This is a genomic window from Ilumatobacter sp. (genome assembly GCF_046290335.1).
Classification (GTDB): domain Bacteria; phylum Actinomycetota; class Acidimicrobiia; order Acidimicrobiales; family Ilumatobacteraceae; genus Ilumatobacter_A.
The window spans coordinates 333,216-359,253 of the sequence record NZ_JBKAGH010000004.1 but is presented as its reverse complement, the minus strand read 5'-3'; the positions used below and the strand labels follow the sequence as shown (position 1 = coordinate 359,253).

13 protein-coding genes are annotated in these 26,038 nt (G+C 67.8%); 6 read left to right on the top strand and 7 right to left on the bottom strand.

Annotation, left to right across the window (positions count from 1 at the left end):
• The first annotated feature begins 94 nt into the window (after positions 1–94).
• Together ACE37B_RS17660 and ACE37B_RS17655 are read left to right on the top strand one after the other, a co-directional pair.
• Positions 95–10,924, top strand: coding sequence for an SdrD B-like domain-containing protein (locus tag ACE37B_RS17660; RefSeq protein ID WP_409924656.1), 10,830 nt, complete (start codon positions 95–97; stop codon positions 10,922–10,924).
• 69 nt (positions 10,925–10,993) lie between these two features.
• Positions 10,994–11,623, top strand: coding sequence for a DedA family protein (locus ACE37B_RS17655; protein ID WP_409924655.1), 630 nt, complete (start codon positions 10,994–10,996; stop codon positions 11,621–11,623).
• A gap of 23 nt (positions 11,624–11,646) precedes the next feature.
• On the opposite strand, the gene ACE37B_RS17650 is transcribed toward ACE37B_RS17655, so the two are convergent.
• From ACE37B_RS17650 to ACE37B_RS17635, 4 genes are read right to left on the bottom strand one after another with little or no spacing between them, the layout of a single operon-like run.
• Entirely contained in the window at positions 11,647–12,168 is a 522-nt protein-coding gene (locus tag ACE37B_RS17650) for a LemA family protein (RefSeq protein WP_409924654.1), read from the bottom strand.
• Positions 12,165–12,851 carry a hypothetical protein gene (locus ACE37B_RS17645; protein ID WP_409924653.1) on the bottom strand — a complete coding sequence of 229 codons (687 nt, stop codon included), beginning with the start codon at positions 12,849–12,851 and terminating at the stop codon, positions 12,165–12,167. Before ACE37B_RS17645 ends, ACE37B_RS17650 begins: the two co-directional genes overlap by 4 nt.
• Positions 12,848–13,996 (bottom strand): cation:proton antiporter, encoded by a 1,149-nt coding sequence (locus tag ACE37B_RS17640; protein ID WP_409924652.1) that lies wholly within the window; start codon positions 13,994–13,996, stop codon positions 12,848–12,850. Before ACE37B_RS17640 ends, ACE37B_RS17645 begins: the two co-directional genes overlap by 4 nt.
• 13 nt (positions 13,997–14,009) lie before the next feature.
• Positions 14,010–14,495 (bottom strand): cation:proton antiporter regulatory subunit, encoded by a 486-nt coding sequence (locus ACE37B_RS17635; RefSeq protein ID WP_409924651.1) that lies wholly within the window; start codon positions 14,493–14,495, stop codon positions 14,010–14,012.
• Between the two features lie 90 nt (positions 14,496–14,585).
• On the opposite strand from ACE37B_RS17635, the gene ilvD reads away from it, so the two are divergent.
• The 3 genes from ilvD (at position 14,586) to ACE37B_RS17620 (ending at position 17,461) form a co-directional block, all read left to right on the top strand.
• Positions 14,586–16,322 (top strand): dihydroxy-acid dehydratase, encoded by a 1,737-nt coding sequence (gene ilvD, locus ACE37B_RS17630; protein WP_409924650.1) that lies wholly within the window; start codon positions 14,586–14,588, stop codon positions 16,320–16,322.
• A gap of 17 nt (positions 16,323–16,339) precedes the next feature.
• Entirely contained in the window at positions 16,340–16,525 is a 186-nt protein-coding gene (locus ACE37B_RS17625; RefSeq protein WP_409924649.1) for a hypothetical protein, read from the top strand.
• Between the two features lie 72 nt (positions 16,526–16,597).
• Complete coding sequence (locus ACE37B_RS17620) at positions 16,598–17,461, top strand: transposase (protein WP_409924648.1); 864 nt, start codon at positions 16,598–16,600, stop codon at positions 17,459–17,461.
• Positions 17,462–17,509: 48 nt separating this feature from the next.
• Here the strand turns inward: ACE37B_RS17620 and ACE37B_RS17615 are convergent, their stop codons facing one another.
• On the bottom strand, positions 17,510–18,739 hold the full coding sequence (locus ACE37B_RS17615; RefSeq protein ID WP_409924647.1) for a serine hydrolase domain-containing protein: 1,230 nt from the start codon (positions 18,737–18,739) through the stop codon (positions 17,510–17,512).
• Between the two features lie 111 nt (positions 18,740–18,850).
• Here ACE37B_RS17615 and ACE37B_RS17610 point away from each other — a divergent pair, with 111 nt between their 5' ends.
• Positions 18,851–25,132, top strand: a complete 6,282-nt coding sequence (locus ACE37B_RS17610; RefSeq protein WP_409924646.1) for an alpha-2-macroglobulin family protein — start codon at positions 18,851–18,853, stop codon at positions 25,130–25,132.
• Here ACE37B_RS17610 and ACE37B_RS17605 read toward each other — a convergent pair.
• Positions 25,119–25,493, bottom strand: a complete 375-nt coding sequence (locus ACE37B_RS17605) for a DUF3054 domain-containing protein (RefSeq protein ID WP_409924645.1) — start codon at positions 25,491–25,493, stop codon at positions 25,119–25,121. The two genes, ACE37B_RS17610 and ACE37B_RS17605, sit on opposite strands and share 14 nt — an antisense overlap.
• Positions 25,471–26,022 carry a flavin reductase family protein gene (locus ACE37B_RS17600; protein WP_409924644.1) on the bottom strand — a complete coding sequence of 184 codons (552 nt, stop codon included), beginning with the start codon at positions 26,020–26,022 and terminating at the stop codon, positions 25,471–25,473. Before ACE37B_RS17600 ends, ACE37B_RS17605 begins: the two co-directional genes overlap by 23 nt.
• Positions 26,023–26,038: the final 16 nt, after the last annotated feature.

The following is a 26,038-nucleotide window of genomic DNA, read 5'->3' as shown; positions in this document are numbered from 1 at the left end:
TTGTGTCACCCGTGCCGAAGCAATCAGCCGAGAACCTTCGCGACCCGTGAGGGACGGATTCGCACCCCTGCCACCGACTCAGAACCGGACGACCATGCACACCCTCCCCCGAATCTCACTGGCAGCGACGCTCGTCGCTGCCGCGCTCGTCGTCACCGGCGCGTCGATACCCGGCTCCCCGGTGCTCGCTGATGGCGACCCCGACGTGCAGTTGGCCAAGTCGTCCCCCAGCGAGGTGCTGTACGGCGATCCGATCCCGGTCACGCTCACGGCGTCGAACGCGATCACCGAGAACGACGGCTACAACCTGAGCTTCACCGACACGCTGCCGGCAGGAGCGTCGCTGGTGTCGGCCGATCCGGCGCCGACCAGCACGATCTCGATCGGGGGCACCGGCGAGACCGTGATCATCTGGGAGAACGTCGCCGATCTGCTCGCCGGTGCGTCGGTGAGCATCGACTACTCGTTCACGATCGACGAACTCGTCTGGTCGATCGGCGACAGTGTCCCGAACACGGCGGGCGCATTCGTCAGCCTCGATCCGCGTGACGTTCCCGATTTCGACCCGGTGACGGGTGCCAACGTCGCCAACGGCCAGACCGACGGCTTCGCGACGGCGAGCTCACTGACCGAACTGCTGCCGTTCCAGCTGACCAAGTCGGAGAACTCCGACGAGGGAGAACTGCTGCGCGGTCTCCACGACCACAAGAACGTCTACACGCTGACGATCGAGAACAACCAGTTGCTCGCGTCGAGTGGTTTCACCATCGTCGACTACCTGCCGGCCGGTCTCGAGTTCCTCGGTTGCGTCGCGCAGGACAACTCGTCGCCGGGCGTCGTCGAATACACCGAGTCGGGACCGGGTGTGCCGCCGGGAGCCGATCGTCGCATCGACGCCACCCCGCACCCGACGCTCACCAACTCGTGCCCCACCCCGACCTCGGTCACCACCGTCACCGACCCGGTCGAAGGCGGCACGCCGCTGCCCGCCGGGGTCTACACCCGCGTCGAGTGGGACGCGGCGAGCCTGATCGCCGCCTCCGGCGCGGACGCGCTCACGCCGGCCGGCCTCGCCCCGGGCGCCAGCGTCAGCTTCGACTACGCCGCGGCGATCCCGCTGCGCGAGAACGTGCAGGCGTCGCTCACCGACCCGACCGCGAACCTCGACAACAACACCGGTCCGCTCACGATCGACGAGCAGCCGCTCACCAACTACGCCTTCCTCGGCGGCGTCACCGACACCGAGTCCTACGTCGACTCCGACGAGGAGACGGTGACCGCGGAAGACCTGAGCATCCACAAGACGGTGAACACCGAGACGTTCGTCCAGGGCGCATCGGCGACGTGGACGTTCGAGATCGAGTCGAGCGAGTACGCGATCTCGACCGACGACGTGATCACGGTGACCGACCGGATCCCGAACGGTCTGGAGTACGTGTCGAGTTCGCTGCCGCTCTCGAGCGGCCCGACGAATGATCCCGTCACGGGCGAACAGATCGTCGAATGGGAGATCCCTGCCTACAGCTCACCCAACTCGTCCACCGTCTTCACGATGTCGACGAACGCGCTGACGGTCTACCGGGCCCCGGCCACCGGACCGGTCGCCTCGAACGACTCGTGGGAGAACAACGTCTCGATCTCGGCCGAGATCACGGTCATCGACGACGGTGCTGGCACCACGACCTCGGGCGTGTCGGTCACCGACGTGTCGTCGGCCCGCCAATCGGCCGGACCGGTCACGATCGACAAAGACGTCGCGGCGCCGCAAGCCGGTCCGGTGTCGTGTGGTGACGGCTCGTCGATCGGCACCTGGGAAGACACGCTGGGCTTCGACTACCGCGAGGGCGACCGTGTGTGCTGGCGCCTCGCAGTGGACTTCCCGATCAACCTCGACACGTTGAGCCCCTTCGTGAAGGACTTCCTGCCGACCGGCTTCGACTACGAGAGCTGGGACTTCGGTGTCGGCAACGACTTCGGCGTACCCCTCGGCGGCGGCGCACCGGTCGGCGTGAACTTCGTGTCGACTCCCGCCGAGGAAGCTGCGGGCGTGCTCATCTGGGATCTCGCCGACGCCGATCCGACCGGTATCCGCTTCGAAGTGGTCGTGTCGTCGATCGTCACCAGCGCGGCCGGATCTTCGAACGCCGACATCGCAGCAAACCTGATGAAGTTCAGCTTCATCAACACCGACGGCAGCCTGTTCCAGCTCCGCGACCAGGCCGACGTTCGCCTGATCGAGACGGTGCTCACCGCGTCGAAGCTGGCGACGCCGGACTCGAATCTCAACGGTGGCGAGATCGTCACCTATGACATCACGTTCACGAACAACGGCTTCCTGCAAGCCGACAACGCCACCGTCGTCGACACGTTGCCGCCCGGCTTCGACTGCGTCGACGTGACGAATCTCGGCGGTGCGACGTGTGCAGACAACGGAGCGGCCCGCGCCACCCTCACGTGGACCGGTGTCACCGTTCCGGCCGCGACCGAAGCAGCTCCGATCCCGAGTGGTGTCGTCGACACGGCAGGTGAGACCGTCCTGTCGTACCAGGTGACCATGCCGAGCGACTTCAACCCGGCCTCGACGCACACGAACGACGTCGAGATGACGAACTACCAGACCGCCACCAACTCCGGTGGCCCGCCGATCGACCATCCCGGTCCGTCGGCGACCGAGACCGTGAGCGTCACCAACGCCAGCCTCACCAAGACTCGCACCACCGGCGTCAACGAGACCGGCAACAACGCAACGACCCAGGCCACCATCGGCGAGACGATCACCTATACCGTCACCGCGACCGTCCCCGAAGGCACCGAGATCGACAACGCCGTCCTCACCGACGTGATGCCGGCTGGCCTGCGTCTCGACTCGGCGACGGCGACCCTCGACACCGACGGAGCCGGTGGGGCCGCCCCGGTGGCACTCCCCGGGACCTTCTCGCTCACCGGAACGACGGGGCAGTTCACGGTGACGTTCCCGTCGGTGTACACGAACCCGCCGAGCAGCGGTGACGACATCGTCACCGTCACGGCCGTGGCGACGGTGCTCGACGTCGTCGGCAACTCCGCTGGTGTCACGCGGCGCAACAACGCCACACTGACCTGGTCGGGCGGAAGCCGCAACGTGGGCGTCAACACGTCCATCGTCGAGCCGAACATCTCGCTGGCCAAGTCCCAGAACTCCGGTGACGACCTCGTCGACCCGGGCGAAGAGGTGACGTACACCGTCACGGTGTCGAACTCCGGCTCCGTCGCCCACGACGTCGTCGTGACCGACACCATCCCGGAGGATCTCATTCCGCTCACGGGCCCCGGCGGCACCGCCGTCCTCGACGGCGGCACCGTGTCGAGCGGCGGCGTGTGGAACGACACGCTGCGGACGATCACCTGGACGATCTCGTCGGTCGGAAGCACCCCGGTCGCGCGCTCCTACGAGACCCGCGTCCGCAACCCGCTGACCGGTGGCATCACGATCACGAACGACGTCGCTGCCACCGCGACCTCGATGGCCGGCACCCCGGCCGACGAACGCACCACCTACACCGCGTCAGCCAGCGAGAGCGTCGAGGCGCCCGTCATCTCGATCATCGACAAGGTGGCCGACGTCACCGAGGCGACGGTTGGCGACCTGATCACGTACACGGTCAACGCGCGCATTCCTGCCGACGTCGTCGCCTTCGACGTCACGATGCTCGACGTGCTCCCGGCTGGCGTCGCCTTCGAGGCACTGTCGTCGGTCAACTGTGTCGAGCCCGGCCCGACCGCATGTACACCGGCCCGCACCGCCACGTCGCTGAACACTCCCGGCGACACCGGGACGATCGGCTTCTTCATCGGCGATCTGCCGCCCGGCTCTCCCGAGGACCAGGAGATCGTCGTCGTCTACACCGCTCGCGTCCTCGACGACGCGGTCAACGTCACCGCTGGTGCCGACCTCGACAACGTCGTGCGGATGTACTACAACACCACCGACCTGCTCGGCACGCCGACGTCGCCGCCGCCCCCGGGTGGTTTCGACATCGTGTCCGACCCCGAGATCGCCGAAGTCGACGCGATCGAGCCGAACCTCGTCATCGACAAGGACGTCAACGGTCAGGTCGGCGACTCCGACCAACGTCGCGCCAAGCCCGGTGAGACGCTGACCTACACGGTCCGCGTGACGAACACCGGCACGTCGCCGGCCCACGACATCGTCATCACCGACACCCCCGACAGCCGCTTGACCGGCTTCACCTCCACGCCGCCCGTCGGCGTGACGGAGATCGACACCGACCCCAGCGACGGCACGCTCGAGTGGATCACGGCGGGTCCGATCGCGCCGGGCGCCTCGATCACGATCACCTACTCGGTCACCATCCCGAGCACGCTCGACGAGACCGACGAAGTCGTCGGCGCCGAAGTCGTGAACACCGCGGACGTCCCGAGCTACTACGGAGCCTCGGAGGCGACGCGCACCGCGAACCCGACGGTCACCTACCGCAACTACACCGACGTCGCCGACGACACGGTCAACGTCGAACTCGACCTCGCGACGATCGGTGACCGCGTCTGGTACGACGTGGACGGCGACGGCGTGCAGGACCCGGGCGAGCCGGGCCTCAACGGCGTCGACGTCACGGTGACGTTCCTCAACGGCCCGGGTGCACTCGACGACGAAACCGTCATCGTGACGACGAATGGCGACGGCGACTGGCTGGTCGAAGACATGCCGGGCGGCAGCTACACCGTCTCGGTCGACACCGGTGACGTCCCGAGCGGCCTCGCGCCGTCCTACGACCTCGACAACCTGCTCGTCGGCGCCAACGGCGTCTGGAACGGCAGCCTCGGCGAAGCCGAGGTCAAGCTCGACGTCGACTTCGGCTTCGACGGCACCGGCTCGATCGGCGACACGATCTGGTTCGATCAAGACCTCAACGGCACGCAGAACGGCACCGAACCCGGCCTCGGCGGCATCCCCGTCACGCTCGTCTGGGCTGGCCCCGACGGCGACCTCGGCACCGCCGGCGACAACATCACCTACACGACCACGACCTCGACGAGCCCTGGCACCGTCGGGCAGTACCTGTTCGACGACCTGCCGGCCGGCAACTTCTCCGTCACCGCGGACGGTGCGAGCCTGCCCGCCGGGATGGCGTTCGTCTCGGACCCCGATGCGGGCCCGGCCGACGGCATCGCCCTCGTGACCCTCACCGCCGGTGAGAACGATCTGGCCCAGGACTTCGGCGCTGCCGGCATCTTGTCGATCGGCGACACCATCTACCTCGATCGCGACGGCGACGGCAGCCAGGCGGTGAGCGGCGAGCCTGGACTCGAAGGCGTCACGGTGACGCTCACGTACGCCGGTGCCGACGGAACACTCGGCACGGCCGACGACGTGAACTTCACCGACGTCACCGATGCCAGCGGCAACTATCTGTTCGAGAACCTGCCGGAAGCGGACTTCCGGATCACGGTGACCGGACCGCTGCCCGCCGCATCGACCAACACCGACGACCCCGACACGCCGGGCACCGGAGACAGCACCAGCGTCGTGACGTTGACGGCCGACGACTTCGATCAGGACTTCGGCTACGACGTGAACTCCTCGCTCGGCGACCGAGTCTGGTGGGACCTCGACAGCGACGGCGTCCAGGATCCGGGCGAGCCCGGGATCAACGGCGTCGGCATCTCGGTGACCTACCTCGGTCCCGACGGCGTCGTCGGCGGCGGCGACGATCTGGTGTTCACCACGACGACCTCCGGCGACGGCGACTGGTCGCTCGGTGACCTGCCGGACGGCAACTACGTGATCGCCGTGACCGGCGGTGTGCCCGCCGGATTCGCGGCGACCTACGACCCCGACGACGGCGTCACCAGCCCCGACTCGAGCTCGGCGATGACCTTGACGACGCTCGATCTCGATCAGGACTTCGGCTTCGCCGGTGACTCCTCTATCGGCGACACGATCTGGCTCGACCAGAACGGCGACGGCATCCAGAACGCCGGCGAACAGGGCATCGGTGGCGTCACCGTCACGGTGACGTGGGCAGGCCCCGACGGCGACATCGGCACGACCGGCGACAACGAGTCGTTCGTTCGGATCACCGACAGCGACGGCGAGTACTCGGTCATCGGCTTGCCGGCCGGCGCCTACGAGGTGGAGGTCGACTCCTCGACGCTGCCCGCGAACATGACCGTCACCTACGACGTGGTCAACGGCACCACCACCCCGAGCAACTCGGCACTGGTGCCGCTGGCTGCGAGCACCGATCGCACCGACGTGGACTTCGGCTACCAGGGTGATTCGTCGATCGGCGACACGGTCTACTTCGACCGCAACGCCGACGGCGACCAGGACCTGCCCGGCGACGACTCCGACGAGCCCGGTCTCGAAGGTGTCACGGTCACCGTCACGTGGGCTGGGGTCGATGGAGACCTCGCGACGACCGGCGACAACGTCGTCGTCACGACCACCACCAACTCGGCCGGCCAATACCTCGTCGTCGGCTTGCCGCAAGGCGAGTATCAGGTCGACGTGACCGCTGGCCTGCCGACGGCGATGACCAACACCGACGACGAGGACGGAGACAACGACTCCTCGACGCCGGTGACCCTCGGTGCAAACGACGATCATCTGACGGCCGACTTCGGCTACGTCGGTGCCGCGACGATCGGCGACACGATCTTCCTCGACCTGAACGGCAACGGCACCCAGGACGTCGGCGAACCCGGCGTGCCCGGCCAGACCGTCACCTTGAACTACGAGGGTCCCGACGGGACCCTCGGCAACGCCGACGACATCGTGCTGACCACGGTCACCGATGCCAGCGGTACCTACACCTTCGACAACCTGCCGGACGGCGACTATCGCGTCACCGTCGTCGGTGGGATCATCGACGACGCGGTCAACACAGCGGACCCCGATGGTGCAACGCCCAATCAGTCGAACGTGACGATCACGGGCGGCGCCGACGACCTCGACCAGGACTTCGGCTACCAGGGCGACAACGGCCTCGGCGACACCGTGTGGTGGGACGTCGACCGCGACGGAGTCATCGACCCCGTCATCGTCGAACCTCGCCTCGAAGGCGTCCAGGTGCGAGTCACCTACGCGGGCGTCGACGGCGTGCTCGGCACGAGCGACGACATCGTCGTGACCACCGACTCGACCGACGCGAACGGCCAGTACGGCGTGACCGGCCTGCCCGACGGCGACTACCTCGTCGAGGTCGTCGGCGGCGTGCCCGCCGGCATGGACAACACCTACGACGCCGACGACCTGCTCGTCGGCCCGGATTCGGCCAGCGTGGTCAATCTTGCGGGTGCCACGATCGACCTGATCCACGACTTCGGCTTCGCCGGAACCGGTGCGATCGGTGACCTCGTCTACTTCGATCGTGACGGCGACGGCGTTCGCGGCGACCCGCTCGAAGAAGTCGGCATCGCCGGCGTCGAGATGACGCTGACGTTCGCCGGGTTCGACGGCGTGCTCGGCACCGCCGACGACATCGTCATCGTCCAGAACGCGAACCCCGACGGTGGCTACCTCTTCTTCGGCCTGCCGGCCGGCGAGTACACCGTCGCCGTGACCGACGGCCTGCCGCCGGGAGCGAACAACACCGACGACCCCGATCTCGCGGGCGCCCCGGATGCCGGCGACTCCATGTCGTCCGTCACCCTCGGCACCGGCGAGACCAACCTCGCCCAGGACTTCGGTTTCGACGTCGACGCCGGCCTCGGCGACCGGGTCTGGTGGGACTTCAACCGTGACGGCGTGCAGGATCCGGGCGAACCCGGTGTCAACGGTGTCGAGGTGACGGCGACCTTCCTCGGCGCCGACGGCATCCTCGATCTGGCACCCGGTGGCGACGACGAACCCTTCGTCACCGTCACCTCTGGCGACGGCGACTGGTTCATCAGCGAACTCCCGGAGGGCAACTACCTCATCGAGCTGACCGGCGGCGTTCCTGCCGGCTTCACCAACACCTACGACCCCGACAACGGCGTCGTGACGCCGGACGGCAGCGCCGACCTCCCCACCCACTCCGGCCTGAACGTGGCACAGGACTTCGGCATCGCCGGCAACTCCTCGCTCGGCGACACGGTCTGGCTCGACCTCGACGGCAACGGCGTGCTCGACGGCCAGGAGGTCGGCCTCGCCGACGTGACCGTCGAACTGACCTGGGGTGGCCCCGACGGCATCGTCGGCGGCGCCAACGCAGCTGACGACATCGTCTTGACGACCGTCACCGACGACTCGGGCAACTACGTCTTCATCGGCCTCCCGGCCGGTGAGTACGTGGTCGCGGTCGATCCGGCGTCGCTGCCGGCCGGACTGGTCCCGTCGTACGACGAAGACGGCACCACCATCTCGCCTGACGGCTCCACGCCCGTGACGCTTCCGGCCAACACCGACATCGACACGATCGACTTCGGCTATCAGGGCACGGCTCGCATCGGCGACACGGTCTTCTTCGATCGCGACCGCGACGGGGAGCAGACCGTCGGTGGCAACGGTGACGAACCCGGCCTCGCGGGTGTGACCGTCGAGCTCACCTGGGCCGGCGAGAACGGCGTGCTCGGCGATCTCGACGACGAGACGTTCACCACGACGACGCTCGCCGACGGCACGTACGAGTTCACCGGCCTTCCCGCCGGCGAGTACATCGTCGCCGTCGACACCACGCCGACCGGTGGCCTGCCGGTCGGCGTCGACAACACCGTCGACGAAGACGGCGACAACAACTCCGTCACGCCGGTGACCCTCGGTATCGGCGAGGATCACGACACCGCGGACTTCGGCTACGCCGGACTCGCCAGCATCGGTGACACGATCTACCTCGATCTCGACGGTGACGGCACGCAGGGTCCGAACGAGCCCGGCATAGCGAACCAGACGGTCACCCTCGACGGGCCGACCGGCACGTTCACGACGCAGACCGACTCGGACGGCACCTACAGCTTCGACAACCTGCCCGACGCCACGTACACGGTCACGGTCGTCGGCGGCATCGCCGTCGCTGCGGTCAACACCGACGATCCCGACACGATCGGCACCGGCGACAGCACGTCGTCGGTGACGATCACCGGTGGGGTCTCCGACGACCTCCAGGACTTCGGCTACCAGGGGACCGCCAGCCTCGGCGACACCCTGTTCTTCGACGTCGACGCCGACGGCATCGACGACGGTGCCGCCAGCGAGCCTCGCCTGGACGGCATCGACGTCACGGTGACCTGGCACGGCCCCGACGGGGTGTTCGGCACGGCCGATGATCTCGTCATCCCGGTCACCGCGACCGATGCCGACGGCGAGTACCTCGTGACCGGTCTGCCGACCGGCACGTACACGATCACCCCCGACGCCGCCGACCTCCCGGCCGGGCTGGCACCGAGCGTGGATCCCGATGCACTGCCCGGCAGTGGTGACACCGCCGACGGCACGACCATCGTGACCCTCGTCGAGGCCGAGACGAACCTCGACCAGGACTTCGGATATCAGGGAACTGGAAGCATCGGCAACACGGTGTGGCTCGACCTCGACGGCGACGACGTCGAAGACGCCGGCGAACCCGGTCTCGAAGGCGCCACCGTCACGGTGACGTGGCTCGGCGAGGACGACGTGGTCAGCGCCGACGACATCGTCTACACGACGACGGTCGCCGACGACGGCACGTACCTCGTCGAGAACCTGCCGGCCGGCGAGTACACGGTGGAGATCTCCGGCCTGCCGGCGGGTCTCGTCCCGACGGCCGACCCGGATGGTGGCGACGACTCCATGTCGACGCTGACGCTGGCTCCCGCTGAAGAGGATCTCGCACAGGACTTCGGCTACGTCGGCACCGCTGGTGTCGGTGACACCGTGTTCCTCGACCTCGACCTCGACGGCGAGTTCGACACGGGTGAACCGACCGTTCCAGGGGTCACCGTGACCGTCACCTCCGCGGGCGTCGACGGGGTGCTCGGTACGCCGGACGACCTCGTGATCACCACGGTGACGGGTCCGAACGGCACGTACTCGGTGTCCGGTCTTCCCGCCGGTCCGACTCGCGTCGTGCTGAACGCGGCCACCCTTCCGGAGTCGGTGACACCCTCGAGCGATGCCGACGGCGGCAACCCGGCCTCGTCGACCGTGACGCTCACCCCCGGTGAGAACAACGTCGACCAGGACTTCGCCGTCGCCGGACCCGGCTCGATCAGCGGCAACGTCTTCGACGACGGTGTGCCGGGCAAGGACGGCTTCCCCGGTGTCACGGTGACGATCACCTACGACGGGCCCGACGGCGTCATCGTGATCACCACGACGACCGACGAGAACGGCGACTACTCGGTGAGTGGTCTCCCGATCGGGGACTACACGGTCGAGGTGCTGCCCGGCGATTGGCCCGACGGGTTCATCCCCGCCGGTCCGACGATGATCGATGTCGCGATCCGCTCGAACGACCTGGACAAGACGGACGTGGACTTCCCGTTCGTCGAGCCGGCGACGATCGGTGAGAACGTCTACATCGACATCAACCGCAACGGCACGCAGGACGCCGGCGAGATGGGCGTCCCCGGCGTCACGGTGAACCTGCTCGACGAGAACGGCAACGTGATCGCCACACAGGTCACCGACGACAACGGAGACTTCCTGTTCGTCGACCTGCTGCCCGGCACGTACACCGTGGTCCTCGACCCGACGACGTTCCCGAACGACGTCGTGCCGACCGGCGACCCTGACGGCGTCATCGACATGCGTTTCGAGATCACCGTGGGTCCGGGCGATGACATCCGCACGGCGATCTTCGCGCTGTCGCCACCGGTCCTGCCGACCACCGGCGCCGGCGTGACGGCAATGCTGTGGATGGCAGCCCTGCTGCTGTTCGCCGGCCTGTTCCTGCTCGGAACCCGCCGTCGCCGCGACGACGGCCCCGTCGTACCAGCAGCCTGGGCGCCGCCGACCATCTGAGAACTGAGCGGGGGTCGGCATGGAATGCGTCGCGAGCGATGGCTCGGGTGCGTATCGTCATGCCGACCCATGATCGCCAACATCTTCACCGAGGTGACGGATCGTCTCGACGAACTGTCTGCCAACTGGTGGTTCATCCTCGTCATCTTCGTCATCGCGCTGCTCGACTCGGTCGTGCCGATCGTGCCCAGCGAGACCACGGTCATCGTCGGTGGGGTCGCCGCGGGGCAAGGCAACCAGAACATCGCCCTCGTCATCTTCGCCGGAGCGACGGGTGCGTTCATCGGTGACAACCTGGCCTACCTGATCGGATCGAAGTTCAAGGGCCCCGTCAATCGGTGGGCGGATCGCAAGGTCGAACGTCGTGCACGCCTCGACGCCGCCGGCCGTCAGATCAAGAAGCGTGGCGGGATGCTGCTGATCACCGCTCGCTTCATCCCGGGTGGTCGAACGATCCTCACGGTGTCGTCGGGCGTCACCCAACAGCCTCGCGTCTGGTTCTCGAGTTGGATCGCCGTGGCGGTTGCGGTGTGGGCGTCGTACGCGGCGTTGCTCGGGTTCTTGTTCGGCCAGACCTTCGAAGACAACCACACGATCGCGTTCTACCTGGCGTTCGCCACGGCGCTGAGCATCACCGGTGTGATCGAGGCGGTTCGTTTCGTCCGTGAACGACGCAAGCAGCGGGCCGTCGTCGCCTGACGCACGGTTGCGGATTCACGGCGTCAGTCCGGATCGAAGTAGGCGGCTCGCGCGACGCGAGCGGCCGACGCGAGCAGGTTCGACGGAAACGCTTCGACCCGACGGTTCAGATCCGCCACCTTGAAGTTGTAGAAACGTCGCGCTGCGCCGATCCGGTCCTCGGTGAGCGACAGTTCTCGCTGCAGGCTCAGGAAGTTCTGGGACGTGTTCAACGCCGGGTACCGCTCGCGCAGCGCGACGACGGCGCGCGCCGCCGCGGCGAGTTCTCGTTCCGGCCCGGCGCGCTCGGCTGGACCATCGCCGGTCAGGGCAGCAGCCCGCTCGATGCGGATCAGGTCGTCGAGCAACTGGCGTTCGTGCGCGGCGGCTGCCTGGACGCTCGCAACGAGGCCTGGGATCAGATCGTGGCGTCGAGCGAGTTCGCTGTCGATCACGCCCCACGCCTCGGCGACCGCGTTCCGATCGCGAACGAGCCGGTTGTACGACAATGCGAGCGCGGCGAGTACCACGATCACGACGACGCCGACGAGGGACAGCGCGCTCATCGAGTCACGCCAGCGGGTGGATACAGCGACGTGAGGACCTCGGGGAGGTGCGCAGGGATGCCGATGGCCCAGTCGTGGTAGCCGAACACCTGCTCGCGATCGAGGCGATCGACGATGCACAGCATCCACGTGCCCCAGAGTTCGAATCGAGCGACGCTGTTCGCGCTGAGGAACCAGTCGATGGCCTGCCCGTCGAGCATCGTGATCGCGAACCGCTCGTCGTCGCTGTTGACCCGGTACCGCTGGTTGAACGTCGGCGATTCCACCTCGATGTCGCGGATGCCGAGTCGCTGCCCGATCTTCGACCAGAACCCTTCCGGTCCGATCTTGGTGTGCGGCGCCGCAAACGGAAGTGCCACCAGCGCGCAGGTATGGCGAAAAGTCTGGCTGTTCTTGCCCGAGCCGGTCGTGTACTGATAGTCGAACACGGAGTCGTGCTCGCCCGGACGCCAGAACTGGAACGAGACCTTCTTGGAGTGCCCGCGATCGAACAGGTCGAAGCGCAACTCCGGTGGCGGCTTCGTGGTGACGTCGACCTCGAAGCCGTACTTGGCGGCCAGTGCCCGGGCCTGCTCGATCTGTCTGCGCTTGGTCCGCTGCGCGAACAGATACGTGACGGCGATGGCGGCGATGGCCACTGCGAAGACCGCGAGGGGAAACAGCGACGCGAGCGACTCGTTCACGTGGCCAGTTTGGCAGCCAGCGGACCGACGATGGCAGTGACGAGCACGTACCCAGCCGCGAGGGCTCCGAGTTCGGGTCCATCGGCCAGGTCCGCGCCGAGCGCGGCGATCACGATCGAGAACTCACCGCGTGCGATCAAGGCGGTGCCGACGCGGAGCCGACCCTTCTTGCCGACGCCGATCCGCTGGCCGGCGTACCAGCCGGTGGCGACCTTCGTGCCAGCGGTGACGACCGCCAGTGCCAATGCCGGCAGCGCGACGTCGACGATGTCGGCCGGGTCGATCTGAAACGCGAAGAACACGAAGAACGTCGCGGCGAAGAGATCGCGCAGCGGCTCGATCAGCCGGTTGGCCCGCTCGGCCGCCGATCCGGACAGCGCGATGCCGACGAGGAACGCACCGATCGCGCCCGACACGTCGAGCGACTGGGCGCCGCCGGCGACGAGCAGGATGATCCCGAACACCGCGAGCAACAACGACTCGTCCGACCCGCCGCCGAGCAACTTGCTCAGGTGTCGTCCATAGCGAAGTGCGGCGAGCAGGATCACCGAAACCGTCACCAGCGCGATGCCGACACTCGTGATCGTCGCCAGGGTCGAACCTCCGACGATCAGCGCAGCGACGACCGGCAGATAGACCGCCATCGCCAGATCCTCGATGACGAGCAGGTTGAGGATCGCGGGGGTTTCGCGGTTCGCGAGACGGCCGAGATCGGCCAACACCTTGGAGATCACGCCCGACGACGAGATCCACGTGACGCCGCCGAGCAGTGTCGCTGCGAGTGGATCCCACCCGAGCAGCAGACCGAGCGCGACGCCGGGAAGACCGTTGGCCAACATGTCGACGAGGCCAGGGGGGACACCGGTTCGCAGCCCGTCCTTCAGTTCCGACTCGGTGTATTCGAGTCCGAGCGCGAACAGCAACAGCAACACGCCGATCTCGGCGGCGAGCGAGATGAAGTCCTCGCTGACGTCGATCTGTGCGATCCCGCCGTCGCCGAACGCGAGCCCGGCGAGCAGATAGAGCGGAACCGCGGTGATGCCGATGCGTCCGGCGAATCGGGCGAGGATCGCCAGGCCGAGCACGACGGCGCCGACCTCGAGGAAGGCGAGGGCGGCTTCCGAACTGCCAGCAGCGATGATCACGAGTTGTCGTGCCTCAGGCAGGTTCGATCAAGGCTCGCATCGAGGCGAGACCTTCGACCGTACCGACCGCGACGATCACGTCGTGGACGAGGAGTCCGAATTCCGGACCCGGCGCCGGGATCGGGGTTTCGTTGCGCAACACGGCGACGATCGACGAACCCGTCTGGGTGCGGTACATGCCGTCACCGATCGTGTGGTCGACGGCAGGCGAGCCCGGCTCGACGGTGATCCACTCGATCGCCAGTCCTTCGATCTCCTGCTGAACCGCGCCGACGGCCTCGGTGACCCGGCTCGTGCCGAGAAGTTCGCCGAGGGTTCGGGTGTCCGCAGGAGAGAAGGTCATGCGTGCCGAGCAGCGATCCGGGTCGTCGGCGTCGTACATCACGATGTCGCGTCGACCATCGCGATGGACCAGGACGCCGACTTCCCGACCGTCTTCGGTCTGGAAGTCGTGCTTCACTCCGACGCCGGGCAGGCTGGTTTCTCGTACGACGGCCATCACCCCAGTCTGCCCCGTCCGACGGGTAGCCGCACCACCAGGATGCGCAGCACCAGGACGCGGGTCAGGCCGACCGCTACTCTCCACGCCATGAGCGAAGACGCGATGAGTGAACCGGCCGTGAGTGAAGCGGGCGTCGTCCCTGTCGATGTGAAGCCGCGGTCGCGCGACGTCACCGACGGGATGCAGAAGGCCCCGTCGCGCTCGATGCTGCGAGCGATCGGCATGGGCGACGACGACTGGGAGAAGCCCCAGATCGGCATCGCGTCGTCGTGGAACGAAGTGACGCCGTGCAACATGACGTTGCGCAAGCTGGCCGAGCACGCGAAGGCGGGCGTGAACGCGGCCGGCGGCTTCGGCATGGAGTTCGGGACGATCACGGTGTCGGACGGCATCTCGATGGGCCACGAAGGCATGCGAGCCAGCCTGGTGTCGCGCGAGGTCATCACCGATTCGGTCGAGACGGTGATGCACGCCGAGCGACTCGACGGGTTCGTGGGCTTGGCCGGCTGTGACAAGTCGATCCCCGGCATGTTGATGGCGGCGGCGCGCCTCGATCTCGCATCGGTGTTCGTCTACAACGGGTCGATCATGCCGGGCGAGCACAACGGCAAGGCGCTCGACATCACGTCGGTGTTCGAAGCCGTCGGTGCTCGTGCTGCCGGCACGATCGACGATGCCGAGCTCCACGCGATCGAGATGAAGGCGTGCCCGGGCGAAGGCGCCTGCGGGGGCATGTTCACCGCGAACACGATGAGCTCGATCGCCGAGGCGATGGGTATGAGCCTGCCGGGCTCGGCGTCACCGCCAGCGATCGACCCGCGCCGCGAGGTCGACGCTCGTCGCGCTGGCGAAGCGGTCGTCGGCATGCTCCGTCTCGGGATCACGGCGCGCCAGATCATGACCAAGCAGGCGTTCGAGAACGCGATCGCGGTGACCTCGGCCCTCGGCGGGTCGACCAACGCGGTGTTGCACCTGCTGGCGATCGCCAACGAAGCTGGTGTGGCGCTCGAACTCGACGACTTCAACCGGATCGCCGATCGCGTGCCCCACATCGCCGACATGACGCCCGGCGGCAAGTTCCACATGAGCGATCTCGACAAGGTCGGCGGCGTCCCGGGTGTGCTCAAGCACCTCCTCGATCACGGACATCTGCACGGCGACTGTCTCACCGTGACCGGCAAGACGATGGCGGAGAACCTCGCGGAGATGGATCTGGCGGAGCCGGACGGTGTCGTCGTCCACTCTCTCGACGCGCCCATCCACCAGGAGGGTGGGATCAACATCCTCACCGGCTCCCTCGCACCGAAGGGCTCGGTCGTCAAGGTGGCCGGGTTGTCGGCGAATCAGATGCACTTCGAAGGTCCGGCCCGCGTGTACGACGACGAGAAGTACGCGATGGACGCGATCCTCGCCGGTGAGATCAACGCCGGCGACGTGATCGTCATCCGCTACGAAGGCCCCAAGGGCGGGCCCGGTATGCGCGAGATGCTCGCCATCACCGGGGCGCTCAAGGGAGCCGGTCGCGGCGGTGACGTCGCACTCATCACCGACGGTCGCTTCTCCGGCGGCACGTGGGGTTTCTGCATCGGCCACGTGGCACCGGAGGCGACCGACGGCGGTCCGATCGCGTTCGTGGAGAACGGCGACCGGATTCTGATCGACGTGCCGTCGAAGCGACTCGACCTGCTCGTCGACGACGCCACACTCGCTGCCCGCCGTGATGGTTGGACGCCCAACGCCCCCCGCTACACCACGGGTGTGCTCGGCAAGTACGCCAAGCTCGTGCAGGGTGCCGAGACCGGCGCCATCACGAACACGCTGTAGGCGCATAGCATCGAGGCATGCCAGACACCGGACGGGTACGCAATCTCGGGGCGACCATCGTCGGATGGCTGCTGGTCGCCGTCTTGGTGTACGTGCTGTTCGGGTTCCTCATCGGCACCATCTTCTGGCTGCTGCGAACGTTCCTCGTGTTCGTCGTGATCGGCGCGCTCGCCTGGCTCTACTTCCGCCTCAAATCCGACTGACCGCTGGGCGTAACGGTTTGTGTCAGACACAAACCGTTACGCCTTGTCACACCGCACGGTCAGGATGACGCGATGGGGCATCGTCGACGCATCATCGTTCCGGGCGGCACATATCACGTGGTCAACCGCGGAGCAGCCAAACAACCGATCTTCTTCTGCGACGCGGACCGGGTCGAATTCGGCCGGCTACTCGCCGAGGTGTGGGAGCGATTCGGCATCGAGGTCGAGTCGTACTGCCTCATGGGCAATCACTACCACCTCCTCGTTCGCTGTCCGGAGGCGAACCTGTCCGAGGCGATGCAGCACCTCGCGTCGGTGTTCACGCTGCACGTCAACGCCCGGGTCGGCCGTGACGGACCGCTGTTCCGAGGCCGCTTTCGTTCCGTCGCAGTTGACACGCCCGAGCACCTGTTGAGCGCCGTTCGATACATCCACCGCAATCCACTCGATCTGATGGGAGTGCACTCGCCGGATCAGTACCGCTGGTCGAGTCACCGTACGTACCTCGGGCATCGGAAGGCTCCCGACTTCCTCGTGACGGACCGGATCCTGTCGATCTTCGGCGGTGACCGCCAGCGGTTCGCCGCGTACGTCGGTGATCCGAGCACGCCCGCCGATGCCGCGACCTCGGTGGGCGAGCAACACATGCGCTCGATGGCGAAGCTGGCCGTCCTCGTCGCCGACGACCTGCTCGACGAAAACGACTCGGCCGATCGCCGATCGCGTGCGGCGCTCGAGCGCACGGTGCAACTGCTCGTCGCCGCTCGCCTCGGCGGCCCGCTCGGCGATCGCATCGTCGCGTCGTTTGGTTTCCCGAGCGCTGCGGCCCGCCGCAACGCGATGCGCCGGGCACGCCAGCGCAGCGACACCGACCCGATCGTGGACGAGGCAGTCGCCATCGTGCTGCGACAATTCGCCAACCGACGAGTCGCCTGACCCGCCGACGAGGCGTATCGGTTTGTGTCTGACACAAACCGATACGGGTCAGTCGGTGAGGGCTTGGTAGACGAGTTGTTGGAGGTACGGGCGCAGGGGGTAGGTGCTGCTCGGGAGGAGTTGGGTGAGGAACACGACGCTCAGGTCTTCGACCGGGTCGTTCCAGAACACGGTGCTCGCTGCGCCGCCCCACGAGTACGAGCCGGCGGAGCCGAGCACTCGGTTCGAGGCGGTGTCCATCATCACGGAGAAGCCGAGTCCGAACCCGACGCCGTCGAAGGTCGTCTCGGCGAACAACGGCCGCCCGTACTCCTCGAGGTCGGCGTCGCCGGGCAGATGGTTCTGGATCATGTAGTCGACGGTGCGTGAGCCGAGCAGTCGCACCCCGTCGAGTTCGCCGCCGTTGAGCAGCATCTGGCAGAACCGGAGATAGTCGTCGGCGGTGCCGCACAGGCCACCGCCTCCCCCGAGCATCGTCGGACGCGACGAGAGCGACGCCGCTGGCATCGGCGTCGCCTGCTTCGACTCCGGGTGACGGAAGTACAGCTGGGCGAATCGTTCGCGCTTGTCGCCCTCGACCCAGAACTCGGTGTCGACCATGCCGAGCGGCTCGAAGATCCGGGTGCGGAAGAACTCGTCGAGCGGCATCCCGGAGACGACCTCGACGACACGGCCGAGGACGTCGGTCGACACGCCGTAGTTCCACTCGCTGCCCGGCTGAAACACCAGCGGCAGCTCCGCCCAGCGATCACAGCACGCGGCGAGATCGAGACCCTCGGGGATTCCCCACTCGAAGCCGTTGTTGCGATAGATCGCGTCGGTCGCGTGCGCGTTGTGGAAGCCGTACGTCAACCCCGAGGTGTGGGTGAGCAGGTGCCAGATCCGCATCGGTTCGGTCTGCGGTTCGGTCACCGGCGCGGTGAACGAACCGGAGCGATACACCGGAGTCGACTCGAACGACGGGATGAACTTCGACACCGGATCCTTCAGCTGGAACGCGCCTTCCTCGTAGAGCATCATCGCGGCCACCGAGGTGATCGGCTTCGACATCGAGAACATCCGCACGATCGTGTCGGTCGTCCACGGCGACGAGTCGGCGAGCACGCGATGGCCGTAGGTCGAGTGGTGGGCGAGTTGGCCATCGCGCATCACCGCCACCTGCCAGCCGGCGAGGCGGCCGTCGTCGACGTAGCCAGCCAGGTGTCGATCGATCCGCTGGAGTCGGTCGGGGTCGAATCCGAGCGAGGACGGGTCGGGTTCGGCGGCGAGAAAGCTCATGGCGACAGCGTCGCAGATCGAATCGGCAGATCCGGGAACCGGAGCGGCCCGAGGATCGTCCAAGTGCGGGATGGAACGGCGTAGCGTCACGCGTACAGGGGGTTGTGAACGATGAGCACACGATCGACACGCACACGATGGACACGGTGGGGAGCCATGGTGGCGGCGATGGCGTTGGTCGCTGCCGCGTGCAGCGGTGGCGGATCCGATTCCGACACCACGCCGACCGATCCGGCCAGTCCCAGCACGACCGGACCCGGGGGCTCGACGAACACGCCGTCCGGCGGGTCGGCGACAGGAAACGGAGGATCGGTGACCACAGCGTCCGGGCAACTCGGGTTCCGCCTGAGCGAAGGCACGTCGCAGGCTGTTCCCACGGAGCCGGTGACGGTCGCTTCGGGCGAACCCTTGACCGACGCCGAGATCGACGCCGCGCTCGCGCGCCTGCCCGAGTGGGTGGTGCCCGCCGGCGACGAGGTCGATTTCAACCGGCCGGTCGACACGCTCGGCCCGCCGCTCGTCGGCGACACGATCGATGCCGCGTTCCCGCCACCGATCGACGCGCCGGCTCCGGACGACGTCGTCGCCGACGGGCCGCTCGAGGTCGTGCGATTCCAGCCCGAAGGTGACGTCGACATCGCGCCGTTCCTGTCGGTCACCTTCGACGAGCCGATGGTGCCGCTCGGGACGCTCGACCAACTCGACGCTGCCGACGTTCCCGTGCAGCTCACGCCGGCGGTCGACGGCCGCTGGCGTTGGATCGGGACGCGCACGCTGCGCTTCGAGGTGCTCCCCGACGCCGAGACCGGCATCGATCGACTCCCTGCCGCCACCGACTACACCGTCACGATTCCCGCCGGCACGACCTCGGCCAACGGCGCCGTGCTCGCCGACGACGTCACGTTCGAGTTCTCGACGCCGGTGCCGCAGCTCGTCCAGGGCCTCGGGCTGTCGGAGTCGATGTCGCTCGCGCCGGTCATGGTCGCCGTGTTCGATCAACGCGTCGATCCGGCCGCGGTGCTCGACGTGATCGAGTTCGAGTCGGGCAACGTCACGAGCGTGCGTCTCGCCACCGATGCGGATCTCGCCGCGCTCGACGATCGCACCGGGTTCGGCCCGTACGACAACGGCGACACCGTTCGAGCGATCCTCGACCAGGCGCTGCCCGACCGGGCGTTCGCGTTCGTGCCCGCGTCGCCGCTCTCGCCAGACACCGCGGTGCGCGTCACCGTCGGCCCCGGGATTCCGTCGCTCGAAGGGCCTCGCACCAACGACGACCCGGTGACCGAATCGGGGCGCACGTTCGCGCCGCTCCAGGTGACGCGCGCCGAGTGCGGCTTCGGTGGCGGTTGCGAACCGTTCAGCCCGTTCGGCTTCGAGTTCAACAACGCGATCGACGAGTCGTTGTTCGATCCGACGCTGATCCGCGTCGAGCCGGCCGTCCCCGGTCTGCGAGCGCAGCTCAGCGGTTCCAGTTTCCTCCTCGTCGAGGGCATCACGTCGGGCAACACGACCTACACCGTGACGATCTCGCCCGAGTTGACCGACGTGTTCGGCCAGACACTCGGCCAGGAGTACCGCGCCGAATTCGACGTCGGCGACGCCCGGCCGCTGCTCAGCGGTCCGAACCGTCAGTTCGTGACCACCGACCCGTTCGCGCCGGTGCCGTCGCTGTCGTACGCAGTCGTCAACCACGACGAACTGAGCGTCACCGCGTGGGAGCTGTCGCCCGACGACCTCGCCGGCTATCAGCGCTACCTCGACGAGTTCTTCCGTGACACCGCACCGCAGGAGCCGTCGTGGCCCGTCGTGCTCGACACGACGATCGAGACGGGGGTCGCACAGGACGTGCTGACGGAGGTGACGGTCGATCTCGGCGACGCGTTCGACTCCTCCGACGGGCTGCTCGTCGTGCGAGTCCAGCCCGATCCGCAGGTTTCCCCGCGGTCGGACGACTACTGGCAGAACCAGCCGCTCGTCACGCTGGTGCAGAGCTCCACACTCGGCATCGATGCGTTCGTCGGCGAACGCGAGGTCGTCGTGTGGACCACCGACCTGCAGACCGGCGAACCGGTCGCTGACGCGACGGTGGAGTTGCTCGGTCGTGACGACACGGTGACCACCGACGCCGACGGCCTCGCCCGAGTCGAACTGACGACACAGGGCCTGGTCGGTCTGCGCGCCACCGACGGCCAGCGTTCCGCGGTCCTTCCATCGAGCTGGTTCGAGGGTTGGACGCTGCAGACGCGCGGCGACGAGGGGCGCTGGTACGTGATCGACGATCGCGGCATCTACCGACCCGGTGAGACCGCTCGCATCGCCGGCTACGTCCGCGAGTTGACCGCGCAGGACGCGCAGCTCGCACTGTTCGAGGGCGACCTCACGGTGAACTACCAGGCATACGACCCACAGGGCAACGAGTTGGCGACCGGCACGGTGCCCGTCAACGCGCTCGGCGGGTTCAACCTGTCGGTCGACATCCCGGAGGAGTCGAACACCGGGTTCGCGTTCGTCGAGATCCAGCTCGCCGGTGCCGAGACCGCGACGAACCCAGCGCCGTTCGTCGCGACGAGCCACGGCTTTCAGATCCAGGACTTCCGCACCCCCGACTTCGAGGTGACGGCGCGCACCGAGTCCGCCGGCCCGTACTACGTCGGTGAGCCCGCCACGGTGGCGGCCGAGGCCGAGTACTTCGCGGGCGGGCCGCTGCCTGACGCCGAGGTGAACTGGCTCGTGTCGACGTCTCGGACCTCCTACACCCCGCCGAACCGAGACGACTTCAACTTCGGCATCTGGACGCCGTGGTGGTTCGACGGTGGGTTCGACGGTGGGTTCGCGGGTGACGTGTTCTTCGACGAGTGCTTCGACTGTTTCGGTACGCAGCCGAGCTTCCGCGAGTTCTCGGGCCGCACCGACGGCGCCGGCGTCCACTACCTCCAGATCGACTTCGAGACGACCCAGCCGGCCCAGGGCGACAGCCAGGATGACAGCCAGGACGACAGCCAGGACGACGGCCAGGAACCGGTCGATCAGCCGACGTCGGTGACGGCGGAGGCGACCGTGTTCGACGTGAACCGCCAGGCGTTCGCGTCTCGCACGAACCTGCTCGTGCATCCCGCCGAGTTCTACGTCGGGGTTCGCAGCGAGCGATCGTTCGTCCGCCAGGGCGAACCGATCGAGATCGACGCGATCGTCACCGACGTCGACGGCGAACTCGTCGCCGATCGCACGGTCGCGATCACCGCCGGGCGGGTCGAGTGGAGCTACCAGGGTGGGCGCTACACCGAAGAACTCGTCGACACCCAGACCTGTGAGATCACCTCGACGACCGACGACGATGGCGTTCGCTGCGAGTTCGCGAGCGAGGTGGGTGGCGAGTACCGCATCACCGCGATCGTCGCCGACGACGCCGGCCGGACCAATCGTGCGCAGTACACGCAGTGGGTGAGCGGCGCGACCTCGGTGCCGAACCGCACCGTCCAGCTCGAAGCGGTCACCATCGTTCCCGACGCGGAGACCTACGAGCCCGGCGACACCGCCGAGCTGCTCCTCCAGGCGCCGTTCTCACCGGCGACCGCGCTGGTCACCGTCACCCGGGCCGGCATCGAGTCGTCGACGGTGGTCGACGCCCCGGACGGCAGTGCCGTCGTCGAGATCGCGATCGCGGATGACGACGTACCCAATCTCGACGTCCGCGTCGACATGGTCGGCTCGACCGTCCGACTCGCCGACGACGGCACCGTGCTCACCGACGCACCGCGCCGACCGGCGTTCGCGGCAGGCGTCATCGGTCTCTCCGTGCCGCCGGTCCGGCGAACCCTCGATGTCGCCGTCACCCCGGCGGCGACCGAGACCGAGCCGGGGTCGTCGACGTCGGTCGATGTCGCCGTCACCGACGCATCGGGCGCACCCGTCGCCGACGCCGGGGTGGTGCTCGTGGTCGTCGACGAAGCGGTCCTCGCGCTCACCGGCTATGAACTCGCCGACCCGCTCGACGTCTTCTACGGTCGAGTCGGCACGCAGTTCTGGCCCGAGTTGCTCCGCCAGAGCATCGTGCTCTCCAACCCCGAACTGATCGGCAGCGACGGAGCAGGAGGGTCCGATGATTCCGCCGAGGACTCCGTGGAGTCGCCAGCGGCGGAGGAGCCGGCGGACGAGATGGCCGCCGAGTCGGCGGATGCGCCGGACTTCGCGGCGGCCGATGACGACTCGGCCGGCCGAGCGAGCGCCGCACCTGGTGCGACGATCGACGTCCGCAGCGATTTCGACGCGCTCGCGGTGTTCGCCGCCGACGAAACCACCGGCGCCGACGGCACCACGTCGGTCGCCTTCGACCTCCCCGACAACCTGACCCGCTATCGGGTGATGGCGGTCGCCGTCGACGGCGTCGACCGGTTCGGTACGGGCGAATCCACGATCACCGCTCGGCTCCCGATCAGCGTGCGCCCCTCGGCGCCCCGCTTCTTGAACTTCGGCGACCGATTCGAACTGCCCGTCGTCGTCCAGAACCTCACCGACGCCGCACTCGACATCGACGTCGCGATCGAGTCGGCCAACCTCGAACTCACCGACGGCTCCGGCCGGCGCGTCACGGTCCCCGCGAACGACCGGGTCGAGGTCCGATTCCCCGCGGCTGCGGCGGAGGCGGGCACCGCTCGGTTCCGGGTCGTCACGGTGAGCGGCGAGCTCGCCGACGCGGCCGAGGTAGCGCTGCCGGTCTACACGCCGGCGACGGCCGAGGCGTTCGCCACCTACGGCGTCGTCGACGGCGACGCGGCGATCGCACAGCCGATCCTCGCGCCCGAGGGGGTGTTCGGGCAGTTCGGTGGGCTGGAGATCTCGACGTCGTCGACGGCGCTCCAAGCGCTCACCGACGCGGTGCTCTACCTGTACGGCTATCGCTACGACTCGGCCGACGGTCTGTCAGCGCGGATCATGGCGGTCGCCGCGCTGCGCGACGTGCTCGACGCGTTCGATGCCGCGGGCCTTCCCGACGCTGCCGCACTCGACCGCCAGGTCGGCGCCGACATCGACGCACTCGTGCGGTTGCAGAACGGCGACGGCGGATTCCCGTACTGGCAGCGCGGCCGCCAGTCGGTCCCGTGGGTGTCGGTCACCTCCGCGCACGCGCTGGTGTTGGCCCGCGACAACGGCTACACCGTCGATCAGAACGCGCTGGCCAACTCGCTCCAGCACCTCGCCGACATCGAGAACTACATCCCGGCCGACTACGGCGAGTCGGCTCGTGACGCGATCCGTGCCTATGCCATCTACGTGCGTGACCTGGCGGGGCAACCCGACCCGGCCAAGGCACTCGATCTGTACCGATCCTCCGACGTCCTCGAACTCGACAGCATCGCCCGGCTGTGGCCGGTCATCGACGACCCGGGCGCCCGTGACGAGATCGAGCGGTTGATGACGAACAGCGCGGTCGAGACCGCGGGCGCGGCGACGTTCGCGACGAGCTACGGCGAGGACGCGTACCTGATCGCGCATTCCGATCGACGGACCGACGGGATCGTGCTCGGCGCGCTCGTGAGCGAGGTTCCCGACAGCGACCTGGTGCCGAAGGTGGTCGCCGGACTGCTCGGCAACCAGATCCGTGGCCGCTGGAACAACGCCTACGAGAACTCCTCCATCCTGCTCGCGCTCAACGACTACTTCGACACGTTCGAGTCGGTCGATCCCGACTTCGTCGCTCGAGCGTGGCTCGGTGACACGTACGCGGCGGAAGCGGAGTTCCGCGGCCGCTCGACCGACACGTCGCTGTCGACCGTGCCGATGAGCGAGGTGATCGCCGCCGGCGACACCGACCTGATCATCGACAAGGACGGTGCCGGGCGGCTCTACTACCGACTCGGGTTGCGCTACGCCCCCGACGACCTCGATCTCGACCCGCTCGACGAAGGCTTCGTGGTGGAGCGCACCTATCGCGCGGTCGACGACCCCACGGACCTGCAACGACTCGCCGACGGCACGTGGCAGGTCCGGGCCGGGGCGTCGGTCGAGGTGACCCTCACCATGGTCGCCGATGCTCGCCGCACCCACGTCGCGCTGATCGATCCGCTGCCTGCCGGCTTCGAGGCGGTCAATCCGGCGCTCGCCTCGGCCGTCACCGTGCCGATCGGCAACGACGACACGGATGACGCAGCCGACGAGGTGGCCCGCAGCGGCTGGTGGTGGTGGCAGTGGTACGAGCACCAGAACCTGCGCGACGACCGCGCCGAGGCATTCACCTCGTATCTGCCGGGGGGCACCTACGAGTACACCTATGTCGCTCGGGCGACGACGCCCGGTGAGTTCGTGGTGCCGCCGACCCGCGCCGAGGAGATCTACGCGCCCGAGGTGTTCGGCCGTGGAGCGTCGGATCGAGTGACGATCATCGACGAGTGAGGCGGCGGGCGGCGAGGCGCCACCCGTTGAGGAACACGCCGAGGAACGCTGCCGCGACGATCATGAACGACAGCGCCGTGCCGTCGTCGAACACGAACCGGCGCAGCGCCATCCCGGCGCCGAACGTGACGATCCAGACGATCAGGCCCGTCGTCGCGCCGAACGCGTCGCGCCAGACTCGCGCCGCGAGCCAGGCGAGCAGCAGCCCGATCACGAACGGTGCGGCGGCGCCGACGAGTCCGGCGATCCCGGGGTCCTCGTCGTGATTTCGTCGTCCGATCGCGACGAAGGCGACGACCACGAACGCGTCGAGGCCGGCCGCGATCGGGACGAGACGGTCAGCCGTCTGCGGCGAAGCCACCGAGGGTCCCTTTGAAGAACAGCAGCGGGACGGGGGGCTGGCCGTCGTGGTCGGCGTCGGCATCGAGTGCGCCGACCCGTCCGAGGACGAAGTGGTGGTCACCCATGTCGTAGACCTCCTCGACCGAACAATCGATCCAGGCGACTGCCCGATCGAGCACGGGCGACCCCGACGGGGCCGGATGCCAGGCCACGCCGTCGAAGCGGGTCGCGTCGGTACCGCTCTTCGCGAACTTCCAACACAGATCGCTCTGCTGATCGCTGAGCACGTTGACGCAGAAGCTGCCCGACGGCGCCATCAGCTCCCACGTCTCGGAGCCGATCTGCGGGAGGAAGCCGACCATCGGCGGGTCGAGCGACACCGAGGTGAACGAACCGATCGTGAACCCGACCGGACCATCGTCGCCCATGCCAGCGATCACCGTCACGCCGGTGGGGAAGTGGCCCATCACCGTACGGAAGTGGCCGGCGTCGAACGGGTGCTGGTCGGCGGTGTGGCGCTCGGACTCTGTGCTCGCGGATTCACTCATGTCGTCGACTGTACGC